Raw genomic sequence first — 25,298 nt, 5'->3', positions numbered from 1 at the left:
TTAAATAACAACCTAATTAAAAGTGTTCGTGTAAATGATGGTGTTCATCAATTAGTGGACCACCTTCAATTATTTGTGTTGAAGCTTGACTAGCAAATTTTTCGAAGTTTAAGTGGAATGAGTGCGCTAATTGTATAGCTTTTCCAACATAAGCTCCTTTTTTCAACCAGGTATTCATTGGGTCTAAAATTTCAGTAGGTACACCAGGACAGTATTTAGGCATGTATAAGCCGAAAATAAAGTTTTGGTCGTAATCTACACCTTCTAATTCACCGTTTAAAATAGCAGTAATCATTGCTCTAGTGTATTTTAGCTTAATACGAGAGCCAACACCGTAAGGTCCAGCACTCCATCCTGTGTTTATTAACCAAACGTTAACTCCAGCTTCAGTCATTTTTTTACTTAACATTTCGCCGTAAACTGTTGGGTGTAATGGCATAAATGGTTCGCCAAAACAAGCAGAGAATGATGGAACTGGTTCAGTTATACCTGCTTCTGTTCCAGCAACTTTAGCTGTGTAACCAGAGATAAAGTGGTAAGCCGCTTGGCCAGGAGTTAATTTTGATACAGGAGGTAATACTCCAAAAGCATCACAAGTTAAAAAGAAAATGTTTTTTGGGTTGTTTGCGTAAAGTGTTTCTTGAATATTATCAATATGATAAATAGGATAGCTTACACGTGTGTTTTGTGTTATACTGCTATCTAAATAATCTGGTTCTCCGTTTTCTTTTATTATAATGTTTTCAAGTAAAGCACCTGGTTTAACAGCTCTAAAGATGTCTGGTTCTTTTTCTTCAGATAAATCTATTACTTTTGCATAACATCCTCCTTCAAAGTTAAAAATGGTGTTATCTGCTGTCCAACCATGTTCATCATCACCAATTAATTTTCTTTCTGGATCTGCTGAAAGTGTTGTTTTTCCTGTTCCTGATAATCCGAAGAAAATAGCAGTATCGCCTTTTTTGCCTACGTTTGCAGAGCAGTGCATTGGTAATACGTTTTTTTCTACAGGTAAAACCATGTTCATAGCAGAGAAGATACCTTTTTTAATTTCGCCAGTATATGCAGAACCACCAACTAATGCTATCTTTTTAGTAAAGTTTAGAATTGAAAAGTTTCCTTGGCGGATGCCGTAAGCTTTTGGGTCTGGGCATTCATAACCAGGAGCACAAAGTACTAACCAATCTTCTTTAAAGTTTTCTAATTCTTTTTCGCTAGGTCTTAAAAACATGTTATAAACAAACATATTAGACCAAGGAAGCTCAGTTATCGTTCTAACATTTGTTCTATATTCAGGCTCTGCACAAACATAGCCATCTCTTGCATAAATTTCTTTTCCAGAAAGGTATTTTGTAATTTCTTTTTCAAGTTTATCAAAATTTTCTGGAGATACTGCTTTATTTGTTTTTCCCCACCAAACTCTTTCTGCTGTGTAGTCATCTTTTACAATAAAGCGGTCTTGTGGTGAACGTCCTGTAAATTTTCCAGTATTAACAGCTAAAGTACCATTAGCGGTTTCTTTACCCATTCCTTTTTCAACTGTGATTTTTTGAAGTTCCTTTGGAGATAAATTCCAATGGGCTGTCACGTCTTTTAACCCGTATTTAGATAAGTCGGGGGTTTTTTTAGAAGTCATAGATGTATTCATTTTGTTCAATTTTAAGGTTCTTACTAAATAATTTTATTAAAATGGCCATATAATTGGCACGAGTATTAATGAGATAATTAGGAATGTTAATAATAATGGAGCACCTACTTTTAAGTAATTCATAAACTTGTATCCTCCTGCCGTCATTACCATGGCATTTGTTGTAGTACCTATTGGGGTTAAAAATGCTGTAGATGCACTAATGGCAACAACTATCATGAACGGTTCTGGAGATAGGTTTAATGATTTAGCAGCAAGTATGGCTATAGGAGCCATTAGTACTGCAGTTGCAGAGTTGTTTATTACCTGACTAAAAGTAGTTGTTAATAAGAATACTCCACCAAGTAATAAAATGGGGTGAATAGACCCCAAGTAACTTACCAGTCCATTTGCTATTACTTGCGCAGTTCCTGTTTTTTGTAATGCTATACCCATAGGTATCATAGCGGCAATCATAATTACACTAGTCCAGCTAATACCTTTATAAGCTTTAGCCATAGGGATGCAGCCTGTTAGTAGTATGATACCAGCAGAAATTAAAGCAGCAATAGAGCCTGGTACTATTTTAAAGACCATAAACACAATCATTAGTAATAAAGATCCTAAAGCAATCCATGATTTATAGTTTAAATTTTCTACATTTTTAGCCATTCCTTCAGGACTACCACAAACTACTAAGTTACCATGTTGGGCTTTAAGGTCTTCAATACTTTTCCATGTGCCTCTTAGTAAAAAAGCATCACCAACTTTTACTTTAATTTCTTTGTCTAATAAAGGTTTGTTGTTTCTAGAAGCTGCTAGTAATTGAATACCAAATCTTTTAAAATAATCACCTAGTTTATATGTTCTTCCAACAAAAATAGAATTTGGGTTAACAATTACCTCTGCCATTCCAACCTCTTGATTAATAAGGTTGTGTTTTAATTCATCTGTTACCGGTTCTAGAGGTAATAAACCAAGTCTAAAACGAATCATAATTCGGTTAATAGCTTCCGTATCACCTTTAACAGTTATAATGTCATGATATTTTAAAACAGTATTAGGATCTGGAAACTCAACAAACTGAGGTATTTTTTTCAATACGTTTGGATGTCTTCTTTTAAGTCTAATAACTGTGACGTTAAAATTTTTCTCAAAATCCCATTTGCTAAGTTTAGTGTTTATAAGAGGAGATATAGATCTTACACGTAATCTGTAATAATCTCCATCAATTTTATAAGCCTCAATCCAATTATGTAATGTAGATTCTATATTTACAGGTTTATTATTTGTGTGGTTTTTGGGTAATAATTTAAATCCTATGTATCTAAAATATAGTAATGCAACTATTAAAAGAGGTACTCCAATAAGGCCAAATTCAAAGAAAGAAAAGCCTTCAAAACCAGATTCTACTAACGCATTACTTGCTATAATATTAGGAGGTGTACCCGTTAATGTAAGTAAGCCACCAGTATTAGAACCAAAAGCAACAGGCATTAACATTTTAGAAGGCAAAGTACCAATACTCCAAGCAGATGAAATAGTTAATGGCATTAAAGTAGCTACGGTACCAGTATTGCTAACAAAACCAGATAACACACCAGCACCTAAACTTACAATTACTAGTAGTTTAGGAACACTTTTACCAGCCCATTCAACAAACTTCTTACCAGCCATAGCCGTCCAGCCTGTTTGCGCTATACCTTCACCTATAATAAAAAGAGCGGCAATCATAACAACCGTAGGGTTACTAAATCCGCTCAAGGTTTCTGGTGCTGTTAATATGCCCGTTAAGTATAACGTTATCATAGATATTAGGGCTACAATATCTGGTGTAAATTTTCCCCAGACAAAGAGACCTATTGTGACGACTAAAATGAAGAGCATTAAATACATAATTTTTGTGTTTTCTGGTTAATTTTTATTGATTTGTTTTATCTGCTATTAATTATATGATAAAATTACCATTGCTTATTGCTATTTATTATGACGAAAGTCATACTTTACATAGAGTCATTATTTTTCAATAATTATTATATTTATCATATAAAAATTAAAGAAACCACTAACGAAGACGTTTTCGTAATTATGACTTTTGTGAGTTTACTACTTTCTTTTGAATAATTAAACATAATAACATTCAATAAACTAATAAAAAAATAAAAATTCACATAATATTTAATTTAAAGTTAAGTATTTATGTAAATAAATTGAAAATATGAAAATAGATATATTAGCTATAGGAGCACATCCTGATGATGTTGAATTAGGTTGTGGAGCTACCCTAGCAAAAGAAATTTCTAATGGTAAAAAAGTAGGTATTATAGATTTAACTAGAGGTGAACTTGGTACCAGAGGAACAGCCGAAACCAGAGATATTGAATCTGAGGAGGCTAGAAAAATTTTGGGAGCTTCAGTAAGAATAAATATGGAATTTGCTGATGGATTTTTTACTAATGATAAATACCATCAAATAGAACTTATTAAAATGATACGAAAGTATAAACCCGAAATAGTGTTATGCAATGCCATTGATGATAGGCATATTGACCACGGCAAAGGAAGTAAATTGGTTAGCGACGCTTGCTTTTTAAGTGGGTTGCTTAAAATAGATACTAAAATTGAAGACGATGATGAGTGGCAAGAACCTTGGAGACCAAAACATGTATATCATTACATACAATGGAAAAATTTAGAACCAGATTTTGTAGTTGATGTTTCAGGATTTATAAATAAAAAAACAGAAGCAGTTTTAGCATATAAGACACAATTTTTTGATACTAAAAGTAAAGAACCCGAAACTCCTATATCTAGTAAGAATTTTAAAGATAGTATTGAGTATAGGGCAAGAGATTTAGGGCGGTTAATAGGAGTAGAGTATGCTGAAGGGTTTAATGTTGAAAGATATGTTGCAGTAAATAGTTTGTATGATTTAAAATAATTTGATGATTTATTGCTTAAAATATTAAAAAAGTCTTTGCAGAAAAATTGAAATCCGTTACATTTGCACTCGCATTGTAAAAATGTGTTTAAATGGTGGTTGTAGCTCAGTTGGTTAGAGCGCCTGATTGTGGTTCAGGAGGTCGTCGGTTCGAGACCGATCTTCCACCCAAAAATACAAAGCCTTTCAAGAAATTGAAAGGCTTTTTTTGTTTGCTAATTTTATGATTAGTTTTAAATATTTTTCTAATCTAATTTAATTCGTTCTTCTCTATTAGCTAATTCCCATGCTGTGTAAAAAATTAATTGTGTTCTGGTAGCTAAAAGTTCATATTCAATTTTATCTGGTGTGTCAGTAGGTTGATGATAATCTGCATGTGTACCATTAAAATAGAAGATAACTGGAATATTATTTTTTGCAAAATTATAGTGGTCAGACCTGTAATAAAAGCGGTTTGGATCATTAATAGCATTATAAGTATAATCAAACGTCATATTGATATATTGTTTATTAACGGCCTCAGATAAATCATGTAGTTCTTTACTTAATTTATCAGACCCAATTAGGTATAAATAATTAGGGTTATTTTCATGTTTGGGGTCTATGCGTCCAATCATGTCAATATTTAAATTAGCAACTGTATTCTCTAAAGGAAAAACAGGGTCAACATCGGTGTAATACTTAGAACCGTAAAGACCTATTTCTTCACCTGTTACGTGTAAAAATAAAATAGAGCGTTTTGGTCCGTGACCATTATTGGCAGCTGTTTTAAAAGCTTCTGCTATTTCTAAAACAGCTACTGTGCCAGAACCATCATCATCTGCTCCATTATTAATTTCACCATTTTGAGTTACTCCAATATGATCTAAATGTGCAGAAATAACTATAATTTCATCTGGTTTTTCAGAGCCTTTAATATATGCTAAAACATTTTCAGAAGCAGCATTTACATGACCATTAAAAAATGATTCAGGTATTTCTTGAAAATAATCACCTTCAGCAATTGGTGAAGGTATTTTATTAGCTATATAGTGGTTTTTTATAAATTCAATAGCCTTTTTTTGTCCGGGTTCACCTGTTTTTCTGCCTTCATATTCATCAGAAGCATAGGTGTAAAGCATATCTTTTAACTCATCAGCAGTTATGGTTTTTGCATAATCTATAGGGTTTGCTTCCTTGTTTTCTTTGTTTTTTGAAGAGCTACATGCTGCTATTAAATATGATGCAATTAGTAGTAACGTTATTTTCCGCATATTGTTTATTTATTAATGTAATTATACTAAAAAGTTATTTAATTTAATAGTTTATTATCTTCATCTAATACTATTCTAGTTTTCTGGTTTGCTATTTGCCACGCTGTAGCAAAAACGAGTTGAGTTCTTCTTTTTAAAAGTGGGTAGTTTATCTTGTCTGCAGTATCAGTAGGTTTATGATAATCGGCGTGTTCACCATTAAAATAAAAAATTACGGGAACACCATTAGCTGCAAAGTTATAGTGATCTGACCTAAAGTAGTAATTATTTCTATCTCTTAGAGAATTGTATTTATAATCTAAATATAAGTTGGAGTATGCATTGTTTACCTTTTCTGAAAGATAGTGTAATTCTGTACTCATTCTATCAGAGCCAATTAAATAAATATAATCTTTATTTTCTTGGTGTAAGTCATCAACTCTTCCAATCATGTCAATATTTAGGTTTGCCACGGTGTTTTCTAACGGAAAAACAGGATGTTCAGTATAGTATTTAGAGCCTTTTTTCCCTATCTCTTCAGCAGTAAAATGAAGAAAAAGTAAGCTTCTTTTGGGGCCTAAGCCTTTGTTTTTTGCTAAATTAAAGGCTTGAGCCATTTCCATAAGAGCTACCGTTCCAGATCCATCATCATCTGCACCATTGTTTATTTGTCCGTTTTCTTCAATTCCTAAATGATCTAAATGTGCAGAAATAACCACTATTTCATCTGGTTTTTCAGAGCCCTCAATAAAAGCTAAAACATTATTGGAGCTTTTAATATTATTTGAGAAAAATTCGGTTGGAATGGTTTGAAAATAATTATTGTTACCAAAGGCAGATTTTATATTTTCGTTTTGGTAGTACTCTTTTAAAAAATGTGTAGCTTTAGCATAACCTGGTTCACCGGCTTTTCTACCTTCAAACTCATCTGATGAAAGTGTACATAGGTGGGTTTTTAATTCTTTAGCTGTAATTGTATTAGCGTATTTTATAACAAAAGTACTATCTACCAGTTGAATACTATCTTTTAAGTTTTTAATTTTAGTTGAGTATTTAGGCGTAGCACAAGTACCAACTAATGTAAGCGCAGAAAGCAAGCAAAGGGTTTTCATCTGGTATAATTGCTGTTTTTGGTGTCAGATGTACTAGCATAAAAATAGCTAAGCTAATTTTATTTCTGCCAAATATACGAATAACCCTGAAAATGCTTAAGTTAAAGCTCTATATCTTCTAGTTCAGATTCGTCAATCTCTATATCATCAATTTCTAACTCTTCCAGTTCTTCTATAGCATCTTCTTCAGATTTTGTTTCTGTAGCTTCTAATTCATCGGTATTGGCTACTTCGGTTTTTGTAAATACAGCTTTGTAAGTGGTAATGGCTAGCGCCATAATAGTTAAAAAGAAGGTAAACTGAATTATTTTTTTTACTTGTCCAGTTTTTTTTGAGAAATAAAATGCTAAAAGTCCAAAAATGAGGGCTAATACAGCAGGTATTATAGCTAAATTAGAAACGGGTAAAACAGCTAAAATAATTGCTAAAAAAGATGTTATTAGAGCTAATATGGTAAATATTTTTTTCATGCGTTTAGTTTTTTAGTCCAGAGGCAGATTTTATTTTTAACTCACCATTTCCAACAGGTATTTTAAATTTACCGTATACTATTATTTTGTTGGTATCTGCAGTGAGCCACAATACATTATTGCTGCTGCCTTCTAAAATTTTAGATTGACTTCCTATAGATATTTTATAACAAGCTTTTGTACCAATAGCAGTGTTAATAGTTTCTTTTCCTAAGTAGGTAATATAAGCTTTGGTTTCTTTTCGGTCAAAAATAATGCTGAGAGTTTTTTGGCTGCCCTTATTCATAGATTCAAAATTAATCAACCTAATGTTATATAGTGTAGATACTATATCTTTTGCGCCTAAACTAAATTTAAAATCTTTATTTTCAACTTGATTTTTCTTTTTAGTTTGTACAGATTTAATGGTGTTAGTTTTGTGGCTATAAGTGTATTTCATAGCCTTAAAATAACTCCCTTCATTAATATTTCTTTTATATAAATAGGGTTTTAAAGTTTTAGGACTAACGTAACTTTCGTATAAATCTCTAATTCTAAAAAAATCATCCCATTTGCTATATGTGGCGGCAGTACATTTTAACCTTAAAAGCGTAGCTTTAGATGTTTGTACGTTACTGGTTTCCATGGTTACTTGTGCAATATCTGTAAGTATTCCAGACATATTATATGAAGCTGTATAAACAAGTTTTTCATTTGATGAAACAGCCGTGTTTTGCGCATTAAAAGTAAAAGACCATAAAATGATAAGTAGGAATAAAAAACGAGTCATTTAGTAATGTTTGTGGTTATAACGTTTTAATAATCATTTATTGTGCCGAAAATACAATGCTTTACCTTATTTTACTAATTTTTAGTTTATAGTTTGTAACCTATTGTGTAACTGATATTTGTCATAGTTTTATGAGGTTGTTAATGTTAAATTTACTTAACATCAAAATATATGAAGTTATGAAAACTATATTATTACCTACAGATTTTTCTAAAAATTCTATTAACGCTATTAAATATGCAACAGAATTGTTTAAGAATGAAGTTTGTGATTTTTATGTTTTAAACGTTCAAAAGGCCTCATCATTTATTTCAGATGATATGATGTCTGTATCAACTTCTACAACTATATATTCAACTTTAATTGATGCCGCAAAAAAATCAATTTCTAATATAATTTCTGGTATAGAAATAAAAAAGAAAAACAGCAATCATAAATTTCATTCTATTGTAGATTATGATAATTTTATAGATTCCATAAATCAAACTTCAAAAAAATATCAAGTAGATTTAATAGTTATGGGCACTAAAGGAGCATCTGGTTTGCAACGAGTTCTTTTTGGAAGCAATACGGCAAGAGTTATGCAACGTTGTAATGTACCCGTTTTAGCTATTCCAGATGGTTGCAAGTTTACTAGTTTAAAGAAAATAGCTTTTACCACCAATCATATTAATATATTTACAGTTGAAGAATTAGCAACTTTAAAATGGCTGGTAGAATTCTGCAAGTCTGAACTTTATATTTTACATGTGGCAGATGAGCATCATTTGGCTCAAAAACAAATGCAAAACATGGAATTTTTTGATGTGCATTTCCCTAATGCTTCTCATGATTTTATTGATGTTAATTACAAAGATATGTTTGATACCGTACATAAATACCTAACAGATAACAACATTAATTTACTTGCCATGATTAGTGAAAAACACTCTTTTTTAGAACGCTTATTTACAAAACATGCCATAGAAACGTTTGCATTTAGTATAGATGTGCCGTTTTTGGTAATGGAGCGTGCTAATGAAAAAAATTAGGTTTGAAGTGGTTTTGTAGTAAGACTTATTGGTTTCAGGCTGTATGTACTTGAGAATTTATACTCCTAAACCTTTCGGTTTTGTACAGACCTTTGTGTTTTTGTTTTATTACTTGTTTACTTTGTGAGAAGCATTAATTTTTTATCAATTTAAAAGATATGTTATCAATAAGGATGTGGTAAATACCTTTATCTAGTCTTTCTGTTTTTAATTGATTATTTTCAATAGTACCATTACTAACAAGTTGTCCTATACTATTAAATATTTTATAGTTTTTATTATTAAGCTTTCCATCTGAATTTATATGTACTCTATTTGTTGCAGGATTAGGGTAGATGTTTAATTTATTTGAAGTTGTAATAGAGTTAACAGAAAGTATATTTCCAAAATATATATCTAGAAATTCTAACCTATTTTCTAGCCAATTTAGTGTATATGTTAAGCTTTGATTATCAAAAGAATAATTTGAGTAAACTAATGATTCTCTTTCATAAATTTTATTGTTAAGCAAAAAAGTATAAGACTCTGTAATAGAATTGGATAAAGAATTAAGGCTAAAAATATTATTTCTGTATTCAAACCATTTATTAGCAGTGTTAACAAATGCATTGTTTGGATTTTCTTTTATAACTCTGGCAAAAAATCTATTACCTAAAATATCATTGGTAATGTTTTCATTTGTGCCATTCCAAATAGTACCAAAACAACCATCTAAATCCCATGGAATATAGAAGTAAGGTTTGTCAACTTTATATTTCCCTAAGTAAATATTTTTTCCTGTATTGTCGGTTGCCCGAATTAGGTTAAGGAATAAGAAATAGTCTATAAAATTATTTTCATCAAATTTAGACCAAATACCATTTGCAAAGTCTAGTTCAGAGGAATTAATCACAAAATCAGTAAATTGATAAAGATTATTCCAATCGGTTATTTCATCTTCATCAGGGTATTCAAATTCATAACCACTCCATGCTCTACTGTTATTATTATAAGAGGGTAAATTTGTAAAAGTTGAAGCTCCCCAAGAAGTTCCTTTGTATAATTCACCCCTCATATTGTCATTAAATTTTTTAAGCTTTAATTGTTTTCTGTCAACTTGTTCAGAAAGATTATATATCCCGTTATAATGTCCTTTTATAAAAATTTCAACATACATAACATCTGCTCCAGATTTAGCTTCTGGCTCATCATCAATGAAGTATGGTGTGTGTAATTGTTTCCAAAGTTTATTAGCAGTATAACTTCTTAGTCTTAAAGGTTCATTATAAAGTGCATCTAAAATCCAATCGTCATCTTCACGTAATTCTCCAAATTGCATATCTATGGTGTCATCGTCTGTTTCGTCTTCCCAAAACTCTATATCGTAAGTTTTTTTAGGATAACTTTGAGAACTTCCTCCTCTTAATTCAATTCCAATATTAGCGGTTACTGTCTGTTCATCATCAGTGTAAACTAAAGTAGCTGATACTTTTGGCTCATCAACAATAGTGTTATCAGACTCAATTAAGATAATAGGTAACTGTGTAAAGTATAATGTGTAGTTATTGGTAGTATTTATGTTTTTAATTGTATACGAATTTGAATATTCAAGACTGTTAGGGACAGAAATAAAGCTATAATCATTTTCGCCTAAAGTGATTGTAATTTCATTGTAACTTTCAATATCTTGATAATTTTCAATGTTTTGAATTTGAGTTACTATTAGAGAAAGGGATTCATCTATTCCAAATTTATTATCAGATATATTGATGTTTAATGTTTGTGAGTTACAGGTTGTTGAATAGATGAGACTTAATAGTAGTAAATATACTTTCATTTTTAATGTTTTTACAAAGATTTGGAATATAAATCTGTTTTATACTGAAACAAGTTTAGCACAATTAATTTATATTCACTAATAAGCGAAGTTAGAATTTTCTTACTATAAAATCAATACGTATTAGATCTAATTATAAACAAGTTATTATATGCAGCAATAAAAATTCTAGTTAATTTTTGTTGCTATTTAGATATAAAAAATCCTGATAGAAAATATCAGGATTTAAAAATTTGGTTTTTGTTATTTATTAAACTTTCAGAATATGTATTAAGAATTTAACATTACGGGCATTACAAGCATGGTAACTTGTTCGCCATCATCTAAACCATCAATTGGTGTTAAAATACCAGCTCTATTAGGCATGCTCATTTCTAGTTGTACTTCATCAGAGCTAAGGTTGTTTAGCATTTCGGTTAAAAAACGCGAGTTAAACCCAATTTGCATATCGTCACCTTGGTAATCACAAGTTAAACGTTCTTCTGCTTTGTTGCTGTAATCTACATCTTCAGCAGAAATATTTAACTCGGCTCCCGCAATTTTTAAACGTATTTGGTGGGTTGTTTTGTTAGAGAAAATACTAACACGTTTTACAGAGTTTAAAAATTGCGTTCTGTCTATCACTAATTTATTAGGATTTTCTTTAGGTATTACCGCCTCATAGTTAGGGTATTTACCATCAATAAGTCTACAGATTAAAACAGAATTTTCAAACGTAAATTTAGCATTAGATTCGTTATATTCAATAACAACTTCATCTTCACTAGCCGCTAAAATACCTTTTAAAAGATTTAAAGGTTTTTTAGGCATAATAAATTCTGCAACTTGATTTGCTTGTATATCTTCTCTAGTGTATTTTACTAATTTATGAGCATCTGTTGCAACAAATGTTAATCCTTGTTGTGAAAACTGAAAAAACACACCACTCATTACAGGACGTAAATCGTCATTTCCGGCAGCAAAAATGGTTTTGCTTATAGCAGTTGCTAAAACATCGCCAGTAACAACAGTTTTGCTAGGATTTTCTAGAGCTACGGCTTTAGGAAATTCGTTTCCATCGGCGTAAGCTAAAGCATATTTACCGTGGTTAGAGCTAATTTCAACGGTGTTGTTATCTTCAATAACAAATGTTAAAGGTTGTTCTGGGAAGGTTTTTAAAGTATCAAGTAACAAACGCGCAGGAATAGCAACGCTTCCGGTACTATCACTTTCTACATCAAGCGTAGAAGACATGGTGGTTTCTAAATCACTTGCCGAAACAGTAAGTGTACTGTTATCTAATTCAAATAAAAAATTATCTAAAATAGGTAAGGTATTAGAATTATTTATAACGCCACCTAAAACCTGCAGCTGTTTCAATAAATACGTGCTAGATACTATAAATTTCATGTATGTTAATGAATTTAATTTTTTTGAATAAAATGCTATCTACAAATATATTCGATACAGATAAATAACCGAAACAAACTTATTAACATTTAAGAAGTGTATTTTTTCTTTCTAATAAAATTAAATATAAATCCAAAAACACCTAGTAAAACCAGTGGTAATAAGATGTTTATAAGTTGCCACTTAGTTTTTTCTGCGGCTATTTTTTGCTGATTTAAGAAAGCTACTGCTATTTCTTTAGAGCGAATGTTTATAAGTCCGTTATCATCAAGTAAATAATTTACGGCATTAAGTAAAAATTCTTTGTTACCGTAAGTTTGTCCTGTCCACCTATCAAAACCTAATTCTTGTGATTGGTTTTTAAGTACATCATTTTTAATAACATCACCATCGGCAATGACTATCATTTTGGTTAGCGTACTTTGGTCTTTTATTTCAGATAATTTTATGGGTTTAATTAGATTGTGATATACTGATGTAAACTCTCCTTCTAAAAGAACAGCCAATGTTTGGTTGCCTTTACTAAACAATTTAGGGTCTTGTGGTTTAGTAACTAAATCTAAACTAATTTCACGGGGGGTTCCTTCTAGTTTAGTAAGTGGTGCAGATTCTAAAAGAATGGTCTTTTTTAGCGTATTTTTTAAAGTATCTATTTGGTTAGCAAAGTCAAATTTTACAAGATTTAAGTTATTTACAATAGGGTGCTTGCTACTAGAACCTGCTAATGGTGAATAAGGCCATTGTAAATGCTGAAATTGCGAATTGCTACCTTCGCCAATAGCTAGAGTTATTGGAGCAGAGTAGAGGGAACTAACAATATTAGGGTTTACGCGCACACCGTATTTAAAAAAGAAATCGGTTAAATTTAAATCTCTAGAAATAGCATAATTTTTACCAGCTTCATTATACAAACTATCTTTTTCAATGGCTACCGCGTCTATTAACCAAAGACTTTTACCTCCGTTCATTGTAAATTGGTCTAAAACTAATTTTTCTGCTTCGGAAAAAGGTTGGGTAGGTTTTGCTGAAATAATTAAATCAAAATCCTTTAAATCATCTAAGGTTTTTTGTGCATTATTAGACACGCTATCTAGAGTAAAAGGCGCAATTAAATAGTATTCCCCTAATTTTTTAAGAAAATCTGCAATGTATATATCATCTAATTGTTGATTGCCTTTTAAAACTGCTATTTTTCGGCGTTTGGGTTTGGTAAGTTTGCTAAAACCATCTGCAAAGGCATATTCTAAATGCTGAACAGAATTGCTTACTAACTCTTGTTGAGTAGCTCCAATTTTATTTTTTATAAGCGGAATAGCAACCGTTTGTTCATTAAAGCTTGCTAATGCCCAAGGAAATATTACAGCTTGTGATGATTTACCACTTTCTGTAATGCTTAATTGCATGGGCGTTAAACCACGATTATTGAGCTGTTTAATGTTTCTGTCTCTAGTAGCTTCGTCTTCTAACGGATTAATAAAACTGAAAACAATATTATCATTTACATTAGAAAACTCTTCTAGTAGTTGTTTGGTTTCAGCTTGTAGACGTCTAAATTCTGAAGGAAAATCTTCACCTTCTAAAAACACATCAATAGTAATGGGAGATTTTATGTCTTTTATGATGTTTATGGCAGATTCGCTTAAAGTGTAGCGTTTATCTTTAGTTAAATCAAAACGCTTGTGTATTGAATTAGAAATAATATTTAGCCCTATTAATAAAACAAAAGCAGTAGCTATTTGTAACAGGTGATTTTTCTTGAAAGCTTCATTTTTAATAGCAACAATAGTGAGTGCTAAAAAAAAGATAGTTACACTTAAAAAGTAAATAATATTGGTAGTATCTAACACGCCTCGTCCCATACTTTTAAAGTGGTAACTCATGCCTATTTGTTCAATAAAATTACTAGAGGTAAAATCGGCAATTCCTTCAAAACCAATGTAGAACATAAAACACAAAAATACTGCAATAATAAACGCTACAATTTGATTGTCTGATAGGGTAGAGCTAAACACTCCAATAGCGGTATAAGCAGCGACCAAAAACAACAAACCAAAATAAGACCCTAGGGTGCTACCAATATCTAAATTTCCAACAGGGTTTCCTAATTGATAAACGGTGTAAACATAGAGTAGTGTAGGTATTAATGCTATAATAATGAGTATAAATGCACCAAAATATTTACCTAAAGCTATTTTTAAATGAGATATTGGTTTGGTTAAAAGTAACTCTAAAGTACCTTGTTTTTTTTCATCAGAAAAACTGCGCATAGTTACAGCAGGAATTAGAAAAATAAAAATCCAAGGTGCTAATAAAAAGAACGAAGATAAATCTGCAAACCCATAATCTAAAATGTTAAATTCACCTTTAAAAAGCCATAAAAACAAACCATTTAGCAAAAGAAAAATAGCTATAACTAAATACCCTATGGGAGATGCAAAAAATGAGTTTATTTCTTTTCTTAAAATTGCTAGCATTTATTTTAAAGTTTCTAATTTATCAACACTCCAAGCTTCTGGTTTTGTATTAAAAAGTACTTTAGTTTTGTTCCAAACATTTTTAAATAATTCAGACTGTCTGTATTGTTCTAAATCATTTTCAGTTTCCCAATAACTGTAAGTAAAAAATATATTTGGATTGTTTTTATCTCTGTAAAGTTCTAAAAATTTACAACCCTTAAAGTTTCTAATTTGTTTTTTATTAGTATTAAAATTTGATAGAAATGTATCAATATGCATTTCATGAAATCCCATTTTTACAATTCTAACAAACATAAATTATTCATTAATAAATTTAACGCTTACAGTATCCATAAGGCCTAATCCCATTAAAGTACTGGCACTTCCTACGGTGGCAGAGTTACTTTTATAAACTGCAATTTCTAAAAAGTTTCCAGAATTAAAAACCACCAACCCTTTGCCTTCATCATTTCTTTTACTTTCGGGTATTTCAAAATTTACAATATCGCTATATTTTTTATAAATGGTATTAAACTTATAATGTCTTACCAAAATATCAAAAGCACGTCCTTTTTGTATGGTTTCAAAAAAACTCTTTTTAATATTAGTTACCACATTACCATAGTTATCAATATAAATAATACTACCCTTTATTTGGCTTTTATCATCACTAACATAGGGAGTAATATTTCTTATAGGCTTAATTTCATTAATAGTTTTACCAATAACTTCTAGAGTGCCACCTCTTGCAATATGGCACGCTACTTTAACAAAAACATCTAAAACAGGAAAACTAGTTTGAATTTTATCGTGTATGTTTATTTCTACAATTTTTTCTGGAGCTATTTCAGAACAAATCATGCTCATAATACCGTTGTTGGCACAAATAAAATAATGGTCGTCTAGCTTCATAGCAATATGCTTGTTTTCCTGATTTAATTCAGAATCAATACCAATAATATGTATGGTACCTTTAGGAAAACTACTATACGCATTCTGAATAATATAGGCTGCTTCAAGAATATTAAAAGGCGATACAGTATGTGAGATATCAACAATTTCAATATTAGGTAGCTCACTATAAATAGCGCCTTTTATCGCGCCAGCAAAGTAATCTTTTTCCCCAAAATCGGTTGTTAAAGTAATAATTGCCATAGACAAAATTGTTGATATGTTTTTAGCGTTAGGTCACTCAAATTTGCTTATTTTTGAGTTTTACAAAACTAAACAAATCATTTTATCTGATTAAATATAATTTCATAAGTAATTAAAATAATCTACGCCTTTGAATGAATTAATTTTTGAACTTGAAGAAATCACTCCAAAAGAGTTTTTTGGGGCACACAATGTTAATATAGAGCTTTTAAAAAAGTACTTTCCCAAACTTAAAATTGTAGCTAGAGGTAATAAAATAAAAGCCTTTGGAGATGAAGAACTCTTAGAAGAATTTGATAGGAGACTCACCATGCTTTTAAAGCATTATGCAAAGTATAATAAACTAGATGAAAATGCTATAGAACGTGTTTTAACAAGTGTAAATAGCGAAGAATATAGCACTTCAAAACAAAGTGGCGAAGTTATTGTTCATGGTGTTGGAGGCAAAATAATAAAAGCCCAAACAGTAAATCAGCGTAGGTTAGTAGAGAGCATGCGTAAAAACGATATGGTTTTTGCTATAGGTCCGGCAGGAACTGGTAAAACCTATACAGGTGTTGCATTAGCGGTACAAGCACTAAAAAACAAAGAAGTAAAACGCATTATTTTAACGCGTCCTGCTGTAGAAGCAGGAGAAAATCTTGGGTTTTTACCAGGCGATTTAAAAGAAAAGTTAGACCCTTACATGCAGCCCTTATATGATGCTTTAAGAGATATGATTGCTCCAGAAAAATTAGCACATTATATAGAAAATGGTACCATACAAATTGCACCATTAGCCTTTATGCGTGGTAGAACCTTAGATAATGCATTTGTTATTTTAGATGAAGGACAAAACACAACCCATGCACAAATGAAAATGTTTTTAACACGCATGGGTAAAAACGCCAAATTTTTATTAACAGGAGATCCTGGGCAAATAGATTTGCCAAGGCGCACCATATCAGGTTTAAAAGAAGCCCTTTTAATCCTTAAAAACGTAGAAGGTGTAGGTATTATATTTTTAGATGATAAAGATGTAATTCGTCATAAACTTGTTAAAAAAGTAATAGAAGCCTACAAAAGTATAGAAAACAGAGAGTAGTAGTTTTTTAAGAAGCTATTTCCCGCTTTCGGCAGTCGCTTTTTTGTGTTGCATAGGTGCAACAACACAAAAAGAGCTTCAACAAATGCCTCAATCGGGGCTAAGGGTTTCGTGAAAAATTACAATTCAAATAAAAAGAAGAAAATACAGGCTAGAAGCTAAAAGCCCGTAGCAAAAAGCAATAAACAATGAGTAACACAATAATAAATACCAACTTTAATTTTCCAAAACAAAAAAGTGTTTATAAAGGAAAAGTACGAGAAGTTTATAACATAAATGATGAACAATTAGTAATGATTGCTACCGATAGGTTATCGGCTTTTGATGTAGTAATGCCTAAAGGAATTCCTTATAAAGGACAAATACTAAACCAAATAGCAACCAAAATGATGGCAGCTACTGAAGATTTAGTTCCTAATTGGTTAACAGCCACACCAGACCCTAATGTAGCTGTAGGGCATTTATGCGAACCTTTTAAAGTAGAAATGGTAATTCGTGGTTATATGTCTGGTCATGCAGCTAGAGAATATAAAGCTGGTAAACGCGTGCTTTGTGGTGTGCCAATGCCAGAAGGCATGAAAGAAAATGATGCTTTTCCAGAACCTATAATTACGCCAGCAACCAAAGCAGAAATGGGTGATCATGACGAAGATATTTCAAGAGAAGATATTTTAAAACGCGGTATTGTTTCAGAAGATGATTATGTTGTTCTAGAAGATTATACACGCAAACTATTTAAGCGTGGGTCTGAAATTGCAGCTTCCAGAGGTTTAATTTTAGTAGATACCAAGTATGAATTTGGTAAAACTAAAGCAGGTAAAATTGTATTGATAGATGAAATTCATACCCCAGATTCTTCACGTTATTTTTATGCTGAAGGTTATGAAGAACGACAAGAACAAGGCGAGCCCCAAAAACAGTTAAGTAAAGAGTTTGTGCGCCAGTGGTTAATTTCTAATAACTTTCAAGGTTTAGAAGGACAAACCGTGCCTTTTATGAGTGATGAATACATAGAAACGGTTTCAGAGCGTTACATAGAGCTTTATGAAAATATTACTGGTGAAACTTTTGTAAAAGCCAATGTTTCTAATATTCAAGAACGTATAGAAGCTAATGTTTTAGGCTATTTAAAAGGCTTATAATATATCAAGCAATTCTATAGGTTTATCTAAAATATAGTCAGCACCTTCATTAATTAACTCTTGTTTGTCTCTAAAACCCCAGCTAACACCAACAGCTAGCATATTGGCGTTTTTGGCTGTTTGAATATCTATATTTGAATCGCCTATAAATATAACCTCTTCTGGTTTTAAACCTAATTTATCAATCAAGTTTAAAGCCTTATCAGGATTTGGTTTTTTTAACGCTTCGGATGTTAATCCTAAAACATGATGAAAATATTTTGGTAAAATAGCATCTGCTACTTTTTTAGTTAAAGTTTCATCTTTATTAGAAAAGATATTCAATTTTAGGTTTTTTGAGTTTAAAATGTCTAATAACTCTAAAATTCCGCTATAAGCATGTGTTTTAATGGTACAATGATTGTTATAAACTTCCATCATTTCAGAGAGACATTCATCTACTTCTGCATCATTTGGGTTTTTAAAGGGTAAAGCTCTAATTACTAAACTTCTAATACCACTACCAACAAATAATTTGTAGGTCTCATAATTATGAATAGGGTAATGATGCTTTTTAAGTACTGTGTTCATGGCATCTGCTAAATCTTGTATAGAATTTACCAAGGTGCCATCTAAATCAAAAATTATGGCTTTATAATTCATATATCTCAATTATCTAATAATGATAATTAACAACTCTACCGTTTAAAGCTTGTTCATTGCGGTAGTTATTTACAGGCATATTATTTTTAAGTTTTAACACTTCATCAACCGATAAAATAATAGGTTCTTTAAACATAATCCAATTCACATTTTCAGAACACGGAGGAGTAGTTAAAGAGCCATTGTATGAGTAATAGTGTTTATCTTCTAAAAACAAGCTAGATAAATCAATGTTTTGATGTATTTCTTTAACAGCACCATTTTCAAGCGGTAAAAAACTTTCAAAAAATTCAAACAACTGGCTTTCTTCTCCTTCTTCACCTAAAACGCCTAAAACAGTAATGTCACCTTTTTTACTTACATGAACTAAATGCATTTCAATTGGGTAAATCATACCATTAATTCTATGTTCTGATGGTTCGTGAAAATGAATTTGTTTTAAGTAAAAGGTTTTTCCTTTGTAATTTATTGAATCTCCAGCTTCAAAATCAAATTGAATGGAATGTCCGTTGTTTTCAACTTCACTTATTAAAGTAGAAGGTGTGTAAAGTATTTTTAAATCATCGTTATTTTTTATTGAATCTACATCCTTGTGTATAATATTTATAGGCGATTGATAATTTCCATCACAATCAGAATTTTTTTCAATTTCAGCCCAATGAATAGGTGCGGTTTCACCTTGGTAACTCCAGTGATGTGCTTCCGTATGATTTTGAGTTGTTGTTTTGTGAGTTTTGTTGCAAGCTACTGTAAATATTAAAAGAATACCTGTTAAAAGTTTAATTGTAGTGTTCATTTTAGTTTTTAATAATTAAGTCACCAAAATTAATGCTGATATAAATGATAAAAGCTAACTAATGTCAGGTTTTTTAAGTTTTTACATAAAGTTTTAAACTATTACGTTTTATAATATGATTTAAAATGGTGTTTATTTTATGCATATAATTCTTTCTGTATAAAACTCTTTTTAAGGCTTAGTTATTTTTTTAATTCGGCATGTGATTTTTTTTGTCAATAAGTATATAAAATGATTGGTTTTAGCGTAGTGAAATGCTATAAAACAAACTACGGTTATAAACAATATAACACCCAAAAGTAGTTGAGTTGGCTCTAATGATTTATTAAAATACCGTTTTAAACCATATCCCGTAAAGCTACCATAAAGAAATATAAAATGAATGACATAAATAGATAAAGTTTTTTTTCCAATATTTAAAATCAGAGGTTGTTTTAAAAATTGTTCAAAAGCGTAAAACAAGCCAAATAAAATAAGCACATTGCCTAAACGAGTAAACAAGTAGTTGTATAGGGCACTCATTTTAAATAATTGAATATGTGATATTTTATATAGCAATAATAAAATAGGCGTAGATGAATAAATTAAAAGAAATCCTATAACAAAAAATGTTAAGATGGTAACCCATTTAAATTGGTTTTTGTGAGCGTGTCTAAAAAAGATTGTTGATATAAATGCACCAAAAGCAGAATAGCCAAACCAAGGGAGAATGGTGAAAATAGACCCATGAGCCTTGGTGAAATAATTGGCATAAAATAGAGGAATATTTTCAAGGCTTATGTTTCTGTATAGAGGTTCTGTTATAAAACACAAACAACTAATAGCCAAAAGGACTACCGTATGGAAATAACTATACTTTTTTAATAATTCATGTAATAAAATTAGCAAAAATATAGCTATACCAATGCATTGTAATACATCAATTACCAAAATCTGATACGTAAAATATCCAGTTATCCAATTAAAGACATTTATCCGCAAACTATATCCCACAACAATTAGTAATAAACCCCGAAAAATGCCTTTTTTAATGCGTTCTCTGTCATTGCCTTTTTCGTAAGCCCGTAAAAGTAGATAAGCAAATACTAAACCAGAAACAGTAAAAAATACAGGAGCTGTAATGCCTCTTAAGTAGGACCATAGGTTGTAATAAACATTGGATTCATCTCTATAAATGGGGTGTAAAAGCGTATCTATAAAATGCCCTTGGAGCATCATTAAAATAGCAAAAGCTCTTACGGCATCAATAAAATAAAGTCGTTTAGCTTCCAATAGAGGTTAGTTAATTAAGTATAAATATACTTTTTTAATATTTAAATTTTATATTGGTACAGTAATAAGTTACAAAATAAAACAATTCTGTTGTTTCTAATGAAAGAGATTATTGAAGCCTTTTCAAATTATACACTAAGTGTCATTTTAGTAACTACTACACCTTTTGCCATCATGTTAAATTTAATTGATGGTGTATTTGTACTCAAGACCATACCAACTATAATAGCTACCATTTTTGTTCTTATAGTATTACAAGAATTTAAAAGCTATATATTAAAAATTAACCAACAATAATTAAATATGACTAAAAAAAGTAAGGCAAAAGCCTATTGGAAAGAAAACATTCGTTATGTTTTAATGTTACTCGCTATTTGGTTTTTAGTATCCTACGGCGCGGGTATTCTTTTTAAAGATGAATTAAATACACTAAAAATAGGAGGTTTCAAACTGGGGTTTTGGTTTGCGCAACAAGGTTCTATGTATGTGTTTGTCGTCATCATTTTCGTTTACGTTCGCTTAATGAATAAACTTGATAAAAAGTACGGTTATGATAAATAGTTTATTCATTTCAGCTATTGCTGTTCAGGATTGGACCTATATTTTAGTCGGTATTACTTTTTCAATTTACATTGGAATAGCTATTTGGTCTAGAGCAAGTTCAACTAAAGATTTTTATGTTGCAGGTGGAGGTGTTTCACCATGGGCAAACGGAATGGCTACTGCTGCCGATTGGATGAGTGCTGCTTCCTTTATTTCTATGGCAGGAATCATATCTTTTGCAGGGTATGATGGCGCGGTATATTTAATGGGATGGACTGGTGGTTACGTACTACTCGCATTACTTTTAGCACCTTATTTGCGTAAGTTTGGAAAATTCACCGTTCCTGATTTTATAGGAGACCGGTATTACTCTAAAACTGCAAGAATTGTGGCAGTTTTTTGTGCACTCATTGTATCATTTACCTATGTAGCTGGTCAAATGCGGGGTGTAGGTATTGTATTTTCTCGTTTTTTAGAAGTAGACATTAATACAGGAGTAATTATTGGAATGCTCATCGTGTTATTTTATGCTGTTTTAGGAGGTATGAAAGGTATTACATACACCCAAGTAGCACAGTATTGTGTACTTATTTTTGCCTTTATGGTGCCTGCTATTTTTATTTCATTTCAAATGACGGGGAATCCTATTCCTCAACTTGGATTTGGAGGCGAATTAACCGATGGCTCTGGATATTTATTAGATAAATTAGATGGATTAAGTACAGAACTTGGATTCTCAGAATACACCGAAGGTTCCAAATCAACCATCGATGTATTTGCTATTACCTTAGCGTTAATGGTTGGTACTGCAGGATTGCCCCATGTTATTGTTCGTTTCTTCACAGTAAAACGAGTTAGAGATGCACGTAAATCTGCAGGAATTGCATTATTGCTTATCGTGTTGCTTTATACTACAGCACCAGCAGTAGCGGTTTTTGCCAGAACAAATATGATTGAAACTGTTTCGAACAAACCTTATGGAAATATGCCAGAGTGGTTTAAAAAATGGGAAACCACAGGTTTAATAGTTTTTAATGATAAAAATAACGACGGAAATATTCAATATGTAGCAGATGCATCTAAAAACGAATTAATTGTTGACAGAGATATTATGGTATTAGCCAACCCAGAAATTGCTAAATTACCAAATTGGGTAATTGCCTTAGTGGCAGCAGGTGGGTTAGCCGCGGCTTTGTCTACGGCAGCAGGTTTGTTATTAGTAATTTCTGCTTCGGTTTCTCATGACTTAATTAAAAAAGTTATTAAGCCTTCTATTTCAGAAAAAGGTGAGTTAGTAGCTGCTCGTTTATCGGCAGTTGGTGCTGTTGTTGTTGCTGGCTATTACGGTATTCACCCACCAGGGTTTGTTGCTGCTGTGGTGGCTTTAGCTTTTGGTTTAGCTGCTGCTTCGTTTTTTCCAGCCATTATTTTAGGGATTTTCTATAAGCGTATGAATAAGGAAGGAGCCATTGCGGGAATGGTAGTTGGTATTGTAGCTATGTTATTATATATGATTAAGTATAAATTAGGATGGTTTGATGATGCTGTTCCAGATAAAAGCGAATGGTGGTTTGGAATTTCTCCTGAAGGATTTGGAACTGTTGCTATGGTTTTAAATTTTGTAGTCTCAATTACCATTATGAAATTTACCAAAGCGCCCCCTGCAGACGTTCAGGAAATTGTTGAAAACATTAGAATTCCAAGTGGAGCAGGAGAAGCTGTTAATCATTAATATGTAAAACTTAATTCTATGTAGATAGTCTTGTGCTGTTTGTAGAAAAACTTGGCAAGGTTTCATCAAATTAGTTATTTTAGAGGACAACTAAATTTTTGATATTAAATTTAATTATAAAACAATGAGTAATTACCACATAAAACATTTAGAAGAATATTATCAAGTTTACAGAAAATCTGTAAGAGAACCCGAAAATTTTTGGGAAGAAATAGCCGAAGAACATTTTATGTGGCAAAAAAAATGGGATAAGGTATTAAGTTGGGACTTTTCTAAACCAGAAATAAAATGGTTTGAAGGCGCTCAATTAAACATTACAGAAAATTGTATAGACCGCCATTTAGCCACTAGAGGAGATAAAACAGCTATTTTATTTGAGCCTAATGACCCTAATGAACCTGCAATTCATATAAGTTATAAAGAGTTAGCAGAACGGGTAAATAAATTTGCTAATGTTTTAAAAAGTCAAGGTATTAAAAGGGGAGACCGTGTTTGTGTTTATTTACCCATGATTCCAGAATTGGCAGTAGCTGTTTTGGCTTGTGCTAGAATAGGTGCTATTCATTCGGTGGTATTTGCAGGGTTTTCTTCTACAGCTTTAGCTACAAGAATTAATGATTCTGAATGTAAAATGGTATTAACCAGTGATGGCTCGTATCGTGGTAAAAAAACAATCGATTTAAAAGGTATTGTTGATGACGCTTTAAAAGACTGTCCGTGTGTAGAAACTGTACTAGTTGCAAAACGTATTCATTCTGATATTCATATGGAAGCCAGAAGAGATAAATGGCTACAGCCTTTGCTAGATGAAGCTTCTACAGAATGTAAAGCTGAAGTAATGAATGCTGAAGACCCTTTATTTATTTTATATACTTCAGGCTCTACAGGTATGCCAAAAGGCATGGTACATAGCATTGCAGGATATATGGTTTATACAGCTTACACTTTTAAAAATGTATTTCAGTATAGAGAAAATGATATTTATTGGTGTACTGCCGATATAGGATGGATAACAGGTCATAGTTATATTGTTTATGGGCCTTTAGCAAATGGAGCAACTACAGTTATGTTTGAAGGGGTACCTAGTTATCCAAATTTTGGACGCTTTTGGGAAATTGTAGAAAAACATAAAATTAATCAGTTTTATACAGCACCAACGGCTATTAGAGCTTTATCTAAGCAAGGTTCAGAATTGGTTGATAAATATGATTTATCATCATTAAAAACTTTAGGTTCTGTAGGAGAACCTATAAATGAAGAAGCGTGGCACTGGTATAATGATAATGTAGGCAAAAAGAAGAGTCCTATTGTAGATACTTGGTGGCAAACCGAAACAGGTGGTATTATGATATCTCCAATACCATTTGTAACTCCAACAAAACCAACCTATGCTACTTTACCGTTTATTGGAATTCAACCTGCATTAATGGATGAAGAAGGGGAAGAGATTAAAGGCAATCAAGTAGATGGACGATTATGTATAAAATTCCCATGGCCTAGTATGGCTAGAACTATTTGGGGTAACCATCAACGTTATAAAGACACGTATTTTTCGGCATTTGAAAACAAATATTTTACGGGCGATGGAGCTTTACGCGATGAGGTAGGATACTATAGAATAACAGGAAGAGTAGATGATGTTATTATTGTTTCTGGTCATAACTTAGGTACAGCACCTATAGAAGATGCTGTTAATGAGCACCCAGCAGTAGTGGAATCGGCCATTGTTGGTTTTCCTCACGATGTAAAAGGAAATGCACTTTACGGCTATGTTATTTTAAAAGATACAGGAGAAAGTAGAGATCAAAACAATTTACGAAACGAAATAAACCAAATTATAACAGAACATATTGGGCCTATAGCCAAATTAGATAAAATTCAATTTACAAGTGGCTTACCAAAAACACGTTCTGGTAAGATAATGAGACGAATTTTACGTAAAATAGCACACAAAGACATTAGTAATTTAGGAGATACCAGTACACTGTTAAATCCAGAAGTAGTACAGGATATTATAGATAATGCTTTGTAGTAATAATTTTAAATGACAAATAAAAAGCTACCAATTGGTAGCTTTTTTAGTTTATGA

Annotated in this window: 22 protein-coding genes and 1 tRNA gene; 9 read left to right on the top strand and 14 right to left on the bottom strand. The window is 31.5% G+C overall.

Going from position 1 to position 25,298, the window contains the following annotated elements; translation table 11 throughout:
• Positions 1 to 16: 16 nt before the first annotated feature.
• Positions 17 to 1,648 (bottom strand): phosphoenolpyruvate carboxykinase (ATP), encoded by a 1,632-nt coding sequence (gene pckA / locus J1D01_RS10170; protein ID WP_421150720.1) that lies wholly within the window; start codon positions 1,646 to 1,648, stop codon positions 17 to 19.
• A 36-nt stretch (positions 1,649 to 1,684) separates the two neighbouring features.
• Positions 1,685 to 3,514 carry an SLC13 family permease gene (locus J1D01_RS10165; RefSeq protein WP_372937326.1) on the bottom strand — a complete coding sequence of 610 codons (1,830 nt, stop codon included), beginning with the start codon at positions 3,512 to 3,514 and terminating at the stop codon, positions 1,685 to 1,687.
• A 331-nt stretch (positions 3,515 to 3,845) separates the two neighbouring features.
• On the opposite strand from J1D01_RS10165, the gene bshB1 reads away from it, so the two are divergent.
• Together bshB1 and J1D01_RS10155 are read left to right on the top strand one after the other, a co-directional pair.
• On the top strand, positions 3,846 to 4,568 hold the full coding sequence (gene bshB1 / locus J1D01_RS10160; RefSeq protein ID WP_372937325.1) for a bacillithiol biosynthesis deacetylase BshB1: 723 nt from the start codon (positions 3,846 to 3,848) through the stop codon (positions 4,566 to 4,568).
• A gap of 94 nt (positions 4,569 to 4,662) precedes the next feature.
• Positions 4,663 to 4,738, top strand: a tRNA-His gene (locus J1D01_RS10155).
• A gap of 75 nt (positions 4,739 to 4,813) precedes the next feature.
• Here the strand turns inward: J1D01_RS10155 and J1D01_RS10150 are convergent.
• The 4 genes from J1D01_RS10150 to J1D01_RS10135 form a co-directional block, all read right to left on the bottom strand.
• Positions 4,814 to 5,821 carry a M28 family metallopeptidase gene (locus J1D01_RS10150; RefSeq protein WP_372938528.1) on the bottom strand — a complete coding sequence of 336 codons (1,008 nt, stop codon included), beginning with the start codon at positions 5,819 to 5,821 and terminating at the stop codon, positions 4,814 to 4,816.
• A 38-nt stretch (positions 5,822 to 5,859) separates the two neighbouring features.
• Entirely contained in the window at positions 5,860 to 6,912 is a 1,053-nt protein-coding gene (locus tag J1D01_RS10145; RefSeq protein ID WP_421150719.1) for a M28 family metallopeptidase, read from the bottom strand.
• Between the two features lie 101 nt (positions 6,913 to 7,013).
• Complete coding sequence (locus J1D01_RS10140) at positions 7,014 to 7,382, bottom strand: FUSC family protein (protein ID WP_372938524.1); 369 nt, start codon at positions 7,380 to 7,382, stop codon at positions 7,014 to 7,016.
• A 4-nt stretch (positions 7,383 to 7,386) separates the two neighbouring features.
• Positions 7,387 to 8,151, bottom strand: coding sequence for a DUF3108 domain-containing protein (locus J1D01_RS10135; protein WP_421150718.1), 765 nt, complete (start codon positions 8,149 to 8,151; stop codon positions 7,387 to 7,389).
• 179 nt (positions 8,152 to 8,330) lie between these two features.
• On the opposite strand from J1D01_RS10135, the gene J1D01_RS10130 reads away from it, so the two are divergent.
• Complete coding sequence (locus tag J1D01_RS10130) at positions 8,331 to 9,182, top strand: universal stress protein (RefSeq protein WP_421150717.1); 852 nt, start codon at positions 8,331 to 8,333, stop codon at positions 9,180 to 9,182.
• A gap of 133 nt (positions 9,183 to 9,315) precedes the next feature.
• Here J1D01_RS10130 and J1D01_RS10125 read toward each other — a convergent pair whose 3' ends face one another.
• The 5 genes from J1D01_RS10125 to J1D01_RS10105 all read right to left on the bottom strand — a co-directional run bounded on the left by J1D01_RS10125 (position 9,316) and on the right by J1D01_RS10105 (position 15,998).
• Positions 9,316 to 10,998, bottom strand: coding sequence for a CotH kinase family protein (locus J1D01_RS10125; RefSeq protein ID WP_421150716.1), 1,683 nt, complete (start codon positions 10,996 to 10,998; stop codon positions 9,316 to 9,318).
• Positions 10,999 to 11,268: 270 nt separating this feature from the next.
• Positions 11,269 to 12,387 carry a DNA polymerase III subunit beta gene (gene dnaN / locus J1D01_RS10120; RefSeq protein ID WP_421150715.1) on the bottom strand — a complete coding sequence of 373 codons (1,119 nt, stop codon included), beginning with the start codon at positions 12,385 to 12,387 and terminating at the stop codon, positions 11,269 to 11,271.
• 89 nt (positions 12,388 to 12,476) lie between these two features.
• Positions 12,477 to 14,861: a gliding motility-associated ABC transporter substrate-binding protein GldG gene (gldG, locus tag J1D01_RS10115; RefSeq protein WP_421150714.1), complete on the bottom strand. Its 2,385-nt coding sequence runs from the start codon at positions 14,859 to 14,861 to the stop codon at positions 12,477 to 12,479.
• A complete protein-coding gene (locus J1D01_RS10110) occupies positions 14,862 to 15,158 on the bottom strand; it encodes a putative quinol monooxygenase (protein ID WP_372937687.1) in 297 nt (98 codons plus the stop codon). It abuts the gene before it with no gap.
• A gap of 3 nt (positions 15,159 to 15,161) precedes the next feature.
• Positions 15,162 to 15,998 carry an SAM hydrolase/SAM-dependent halogenase family protein gene (locus J1D01_RS10105; RefSeq protein ID WP_372937686.1) on the bottom strand — a complete coding sequence of 279 codons (837 nt, stop codon included), beginning with the start codon at positions 15,996 to 15,998 and terminating at the stop codon, positions 15,162 to 15,164.
• Between the two features lie 130 nt (positions 15,999 to 16,128).
• On the opposite strand from J1D01_RS10105, the gene J1D01_RS10100 reads away from it, so the two are divergent.
• Both J1D01_RS10100 and J1D01_RS10095 read left to right on the top strand, forming a co-directional pair.
• Positions 16,129 to 17,082: a PhoH family protein gene (locus J1D01_RS10100; RefSeq protein ID WP_076697338.1), complete on the top strand. Its 954-nt coding sequence runs from the start codon at positions 16,129 to 16,131 to the stop codon at positions 17,080 to 17,082.
• A gap of 188 nt (positions 17,083 to 17,270) precedes the next feature.
• A complete protein-coding gene (locus tag J1D01_RS10095; RefSeq protein ID WP_421150713.1) occupies positions 17,271 to 18,224 on the top strand; it encodes a phosphoribosylaminoimidazolesuccinocarboxamide synthase in 954 nt (317 codons plus the stop codon).
• Here J1D01_RS10095 and J1D01_RS10090 read toward each other — a convergent pair.
• The 3 genes from J1D01_RS10090 to J1D01_RS10080 all read right to left on the bottom strand — a co-directional run bounded on the left by J1D01_RS10090 (position 18,219) and on the right by J1D01_RS10080 (position 20,934).
• On the bottom strand, positions 18,219 to 18,866 hold the full coding sequence (locus tag J1D01_RS10090) for an HAD family hydrolase (protein ID WP_421150712.1): 648 nt from the start codon (positions 18,864 to 18,866) through the stop codon (positions 18,219 to 18,221). The two genes, J1D01_RS10095 and J1D01_RS10090, sit on opposite strands and share 6 nt — an antisense overlap.
• A gap of 13 nt (positions 18,867 to 18,879) precedes the next feature.
• Complete coding sequence (locus tag J1D01_RS10085; RefSeq protein WP_421150711.1) at positions 18,880 to 19,662, bottom strand: carbonic anhydrase; 783 nt, start codon at positions 19,660 to 19,662, stop codon at positions 18,880 to 18,882.
• 171 nt (positions 19,663 to 19,833) lie between these two features.
• A complete protein-coding gene (locus J1D01_RS10080; protein WP_372937682.1) occupies positions 19,834 to 20,934 on the bottom strand; it encodes a heparan-alpha-glucosaminide N-acetyltransferase domain-containing protein in 1,101 nt (366 codons plus the stop codon).
• Between the two features lie 99 nt (positions 20,935 to 21,033).
• Here J1D01_RS10080 and J1D01_RS10075 point away from each other — a divergent pair, with 99 nt between their 5' ends.
• The 4 genes from J1D01_RS10075 (at position 21,034) to acs (ending at position 25,241) form a co-directional block, all read left to right on the top strand.
• A complete protein-coding gene (locus J1D01_RS10075; protein WP_372937681.1) occupies positions 21,034 to 21,231 on the top strand; it encodes a hypothetical protein in 198 nt (65 codons plus the stop codon).
• Between the two features lie 6 nt (positions 21,232 to 21,237).
• On the top strand, positions 21,238 to 21,495 hold the full coding sequence (locus tag J1D01_RS10070; RefSeq protein ID WP_372937680.1) for a DUF4212 domain-containing protein: 258 nt from the start codon (positions 21,238 to 21,240) through the stop codon (positions 21,493 to 21,495).
• Positions 21,496 to 21,511: 16 nt separating this feature from the next.
• Complete coding sequence (locus tag J1D01_RS10065) at positions 21,512 to 23,209, top strand: sodium:solute symporter family protein (protein WP_421150845.1); 1,698 nt, start codon at positions 21,512 to 21,514, stop codon at positions 23,207 to 23,209.
• A 124-nt stretch (positions 23,210 to 23,333) separates the two neighbouring features.
• Complete coding sequence (gene acs / locus J1D01_RS10060) at positions 23,334 to 25,241, top strand: acetate--CoA ligase (protein WP_421150710.1); 1,908 nt, start codon at positions 23,334 to 23,336, stop codon at positions 25,239 to 25,241.
• The last annotated feature ends 57 nt before the right edge of the window (positions 25,242 to 25,298 follow it).

It is taken from the genome of Seonamhaeicola sp. NFXS20 (assembly GCF_049132085.1).
Classification (GTDB): Bacteria; Bacteroidota; Bacteroidia; order Flavobacteriales; family Flavobacteriaceae; genus Seonamhaeicola.
Note: the sequence above shows the minus strand (reverse complement) of the source record. Positions and strands in the feature narration are given on the sequence as shown.

Excerpts from the sequence above, each read along its gene's own strand:
- pckA (WP_421150720.1), bottom strand. The coding sequence starts at position 1,648 with ATGAATACATCTATGACTTCTAAAAAAACCCCCGACTTATCTAAATAC.
- J1D01_RS10150 (WP_372938528.1), bottom strand. The coding sequence starts at position 5,821 with ATGCGGAAAATAACGTTACTACTAATTGCATCATATTTAATAGCAGCA.
- J1D01_RS10165 (WP_372937326.1), bottom strand. The coding sequence starts at position 3,514 with ATGCTCTTCATTTTAGTCGTCACAATAGGTCTCTTTGTCTGGGGAAAA.
- J1D01_RS10140 (WP_372938524.1), bottom strand. The coding sequence starts at position 7,382 with ATGAAAAAAATATTTACCATATTAGCTCTAATAACATCTTTTTTAGCA.
- J1D01_RS10110 (WP_372937687.1), bottom strand. The coding sequence starts at position 15,158 with ATGTTTGTTAGAATTGTAAAAATGGGATTTCATGAAATGCATATTGAT.
- J1D01_RS10095 (WP_421150713.1), top strand. The coding sequence starts at position 17,271 with ATGAGTAACACAATAATAAATACCAACTTTAATTTTCCAAAACAAAAA.
- dnaN (WP_421150715.1), bottom strand. The coding sequence starts at position 12,387 with ATGAAATTTATAGTATCTAGCACGTATTTATTGAAACAGCTGCAGGTT.
- acs (WP_421150710.1), top strand. The coding sequence starts at position 23,334 with ATGAGTAATTACCACATAAAACATTTAGAAGAATATTATCAAGTTTAC.
- J1D01_RS10130 (WP_421150717.1), top strand. The coding sequence starts at position 8,331 with ATGAAAACTATATTATTACCTACAGATTTTTCTAAAAATTCTATTAAC.
- bshB1 (WP_372937325.1), top strand. The coding sequence starts at position 3,846 with ATGAAAATAGATATATTAGCTATAGGAGCACATCCTGATGATGTTGAA.
- J1D01_RS10145 (WP_421150719.1), bottom strand. The coding sequence starts at position 6,912 with ATGAAAACCCTTTGCTTGCTTTCTGCGCTTACATTAGTTGGTACTTGT.
- J1D01_RS10105 (WP_372937686.1), bottom strand. The coding sequence starts at position 15,998 with ATGGCAATTATTACTTTAACAACCGATTTTGGGGAAAAAGATTACTTT.
- J1D01_RS10090 (WP_421150712.1), bottom strand. The coding sequence starts at position 18,866 with ATGAATTATAAAGCCATAATTTTTGATTTAGATGGCACCTTGGTAAAT.
- J1D01_RS10070 (WP_372937680.1), top strand. The coding sequence starts at position 21,238 with ATGACTAAAAAAAGTAAGGCAAAAGCCTATTGGAAAGAAAACATTCGT.
- gldG (WP_421150714.1), bottom strand. The coding sequence starts at position 14,861 with ATGCTAGCAATTTTAAGAAAAGAAATAAACTCATTTTTTGCATCTCCC.
- J1D01_RS10085 (WP_421150711.1), bottom strand. The coding sequence starts at position 19,662 with ATGAACACTACAATTAAACTTTTAACAGGTATTCTTTTAATATTTACA.
- J1D01_RS10075 (WP_372937681.1), top strand. The coding sequence starts at position 21,034 with ATGAAAGAGATTATTGAAGCCTTTTCAAATTATACACTAAGTGTCATT.
- J1D01_RS10125 (WP_421150716.1), bottom strand. The coding sequence starts at position 10,998 with ATGAAAGTATATTTACTACTATTAAGTCTCATCTATTCAACAACCTGT.
- J1D01_RS10135 (WP_421150718.1), bottom strand. The coding sequence starts at position 8,151 with ATGACTCGTTTTTTATTCCTACTTATCATTTTATGGTCTTTTACTTTT.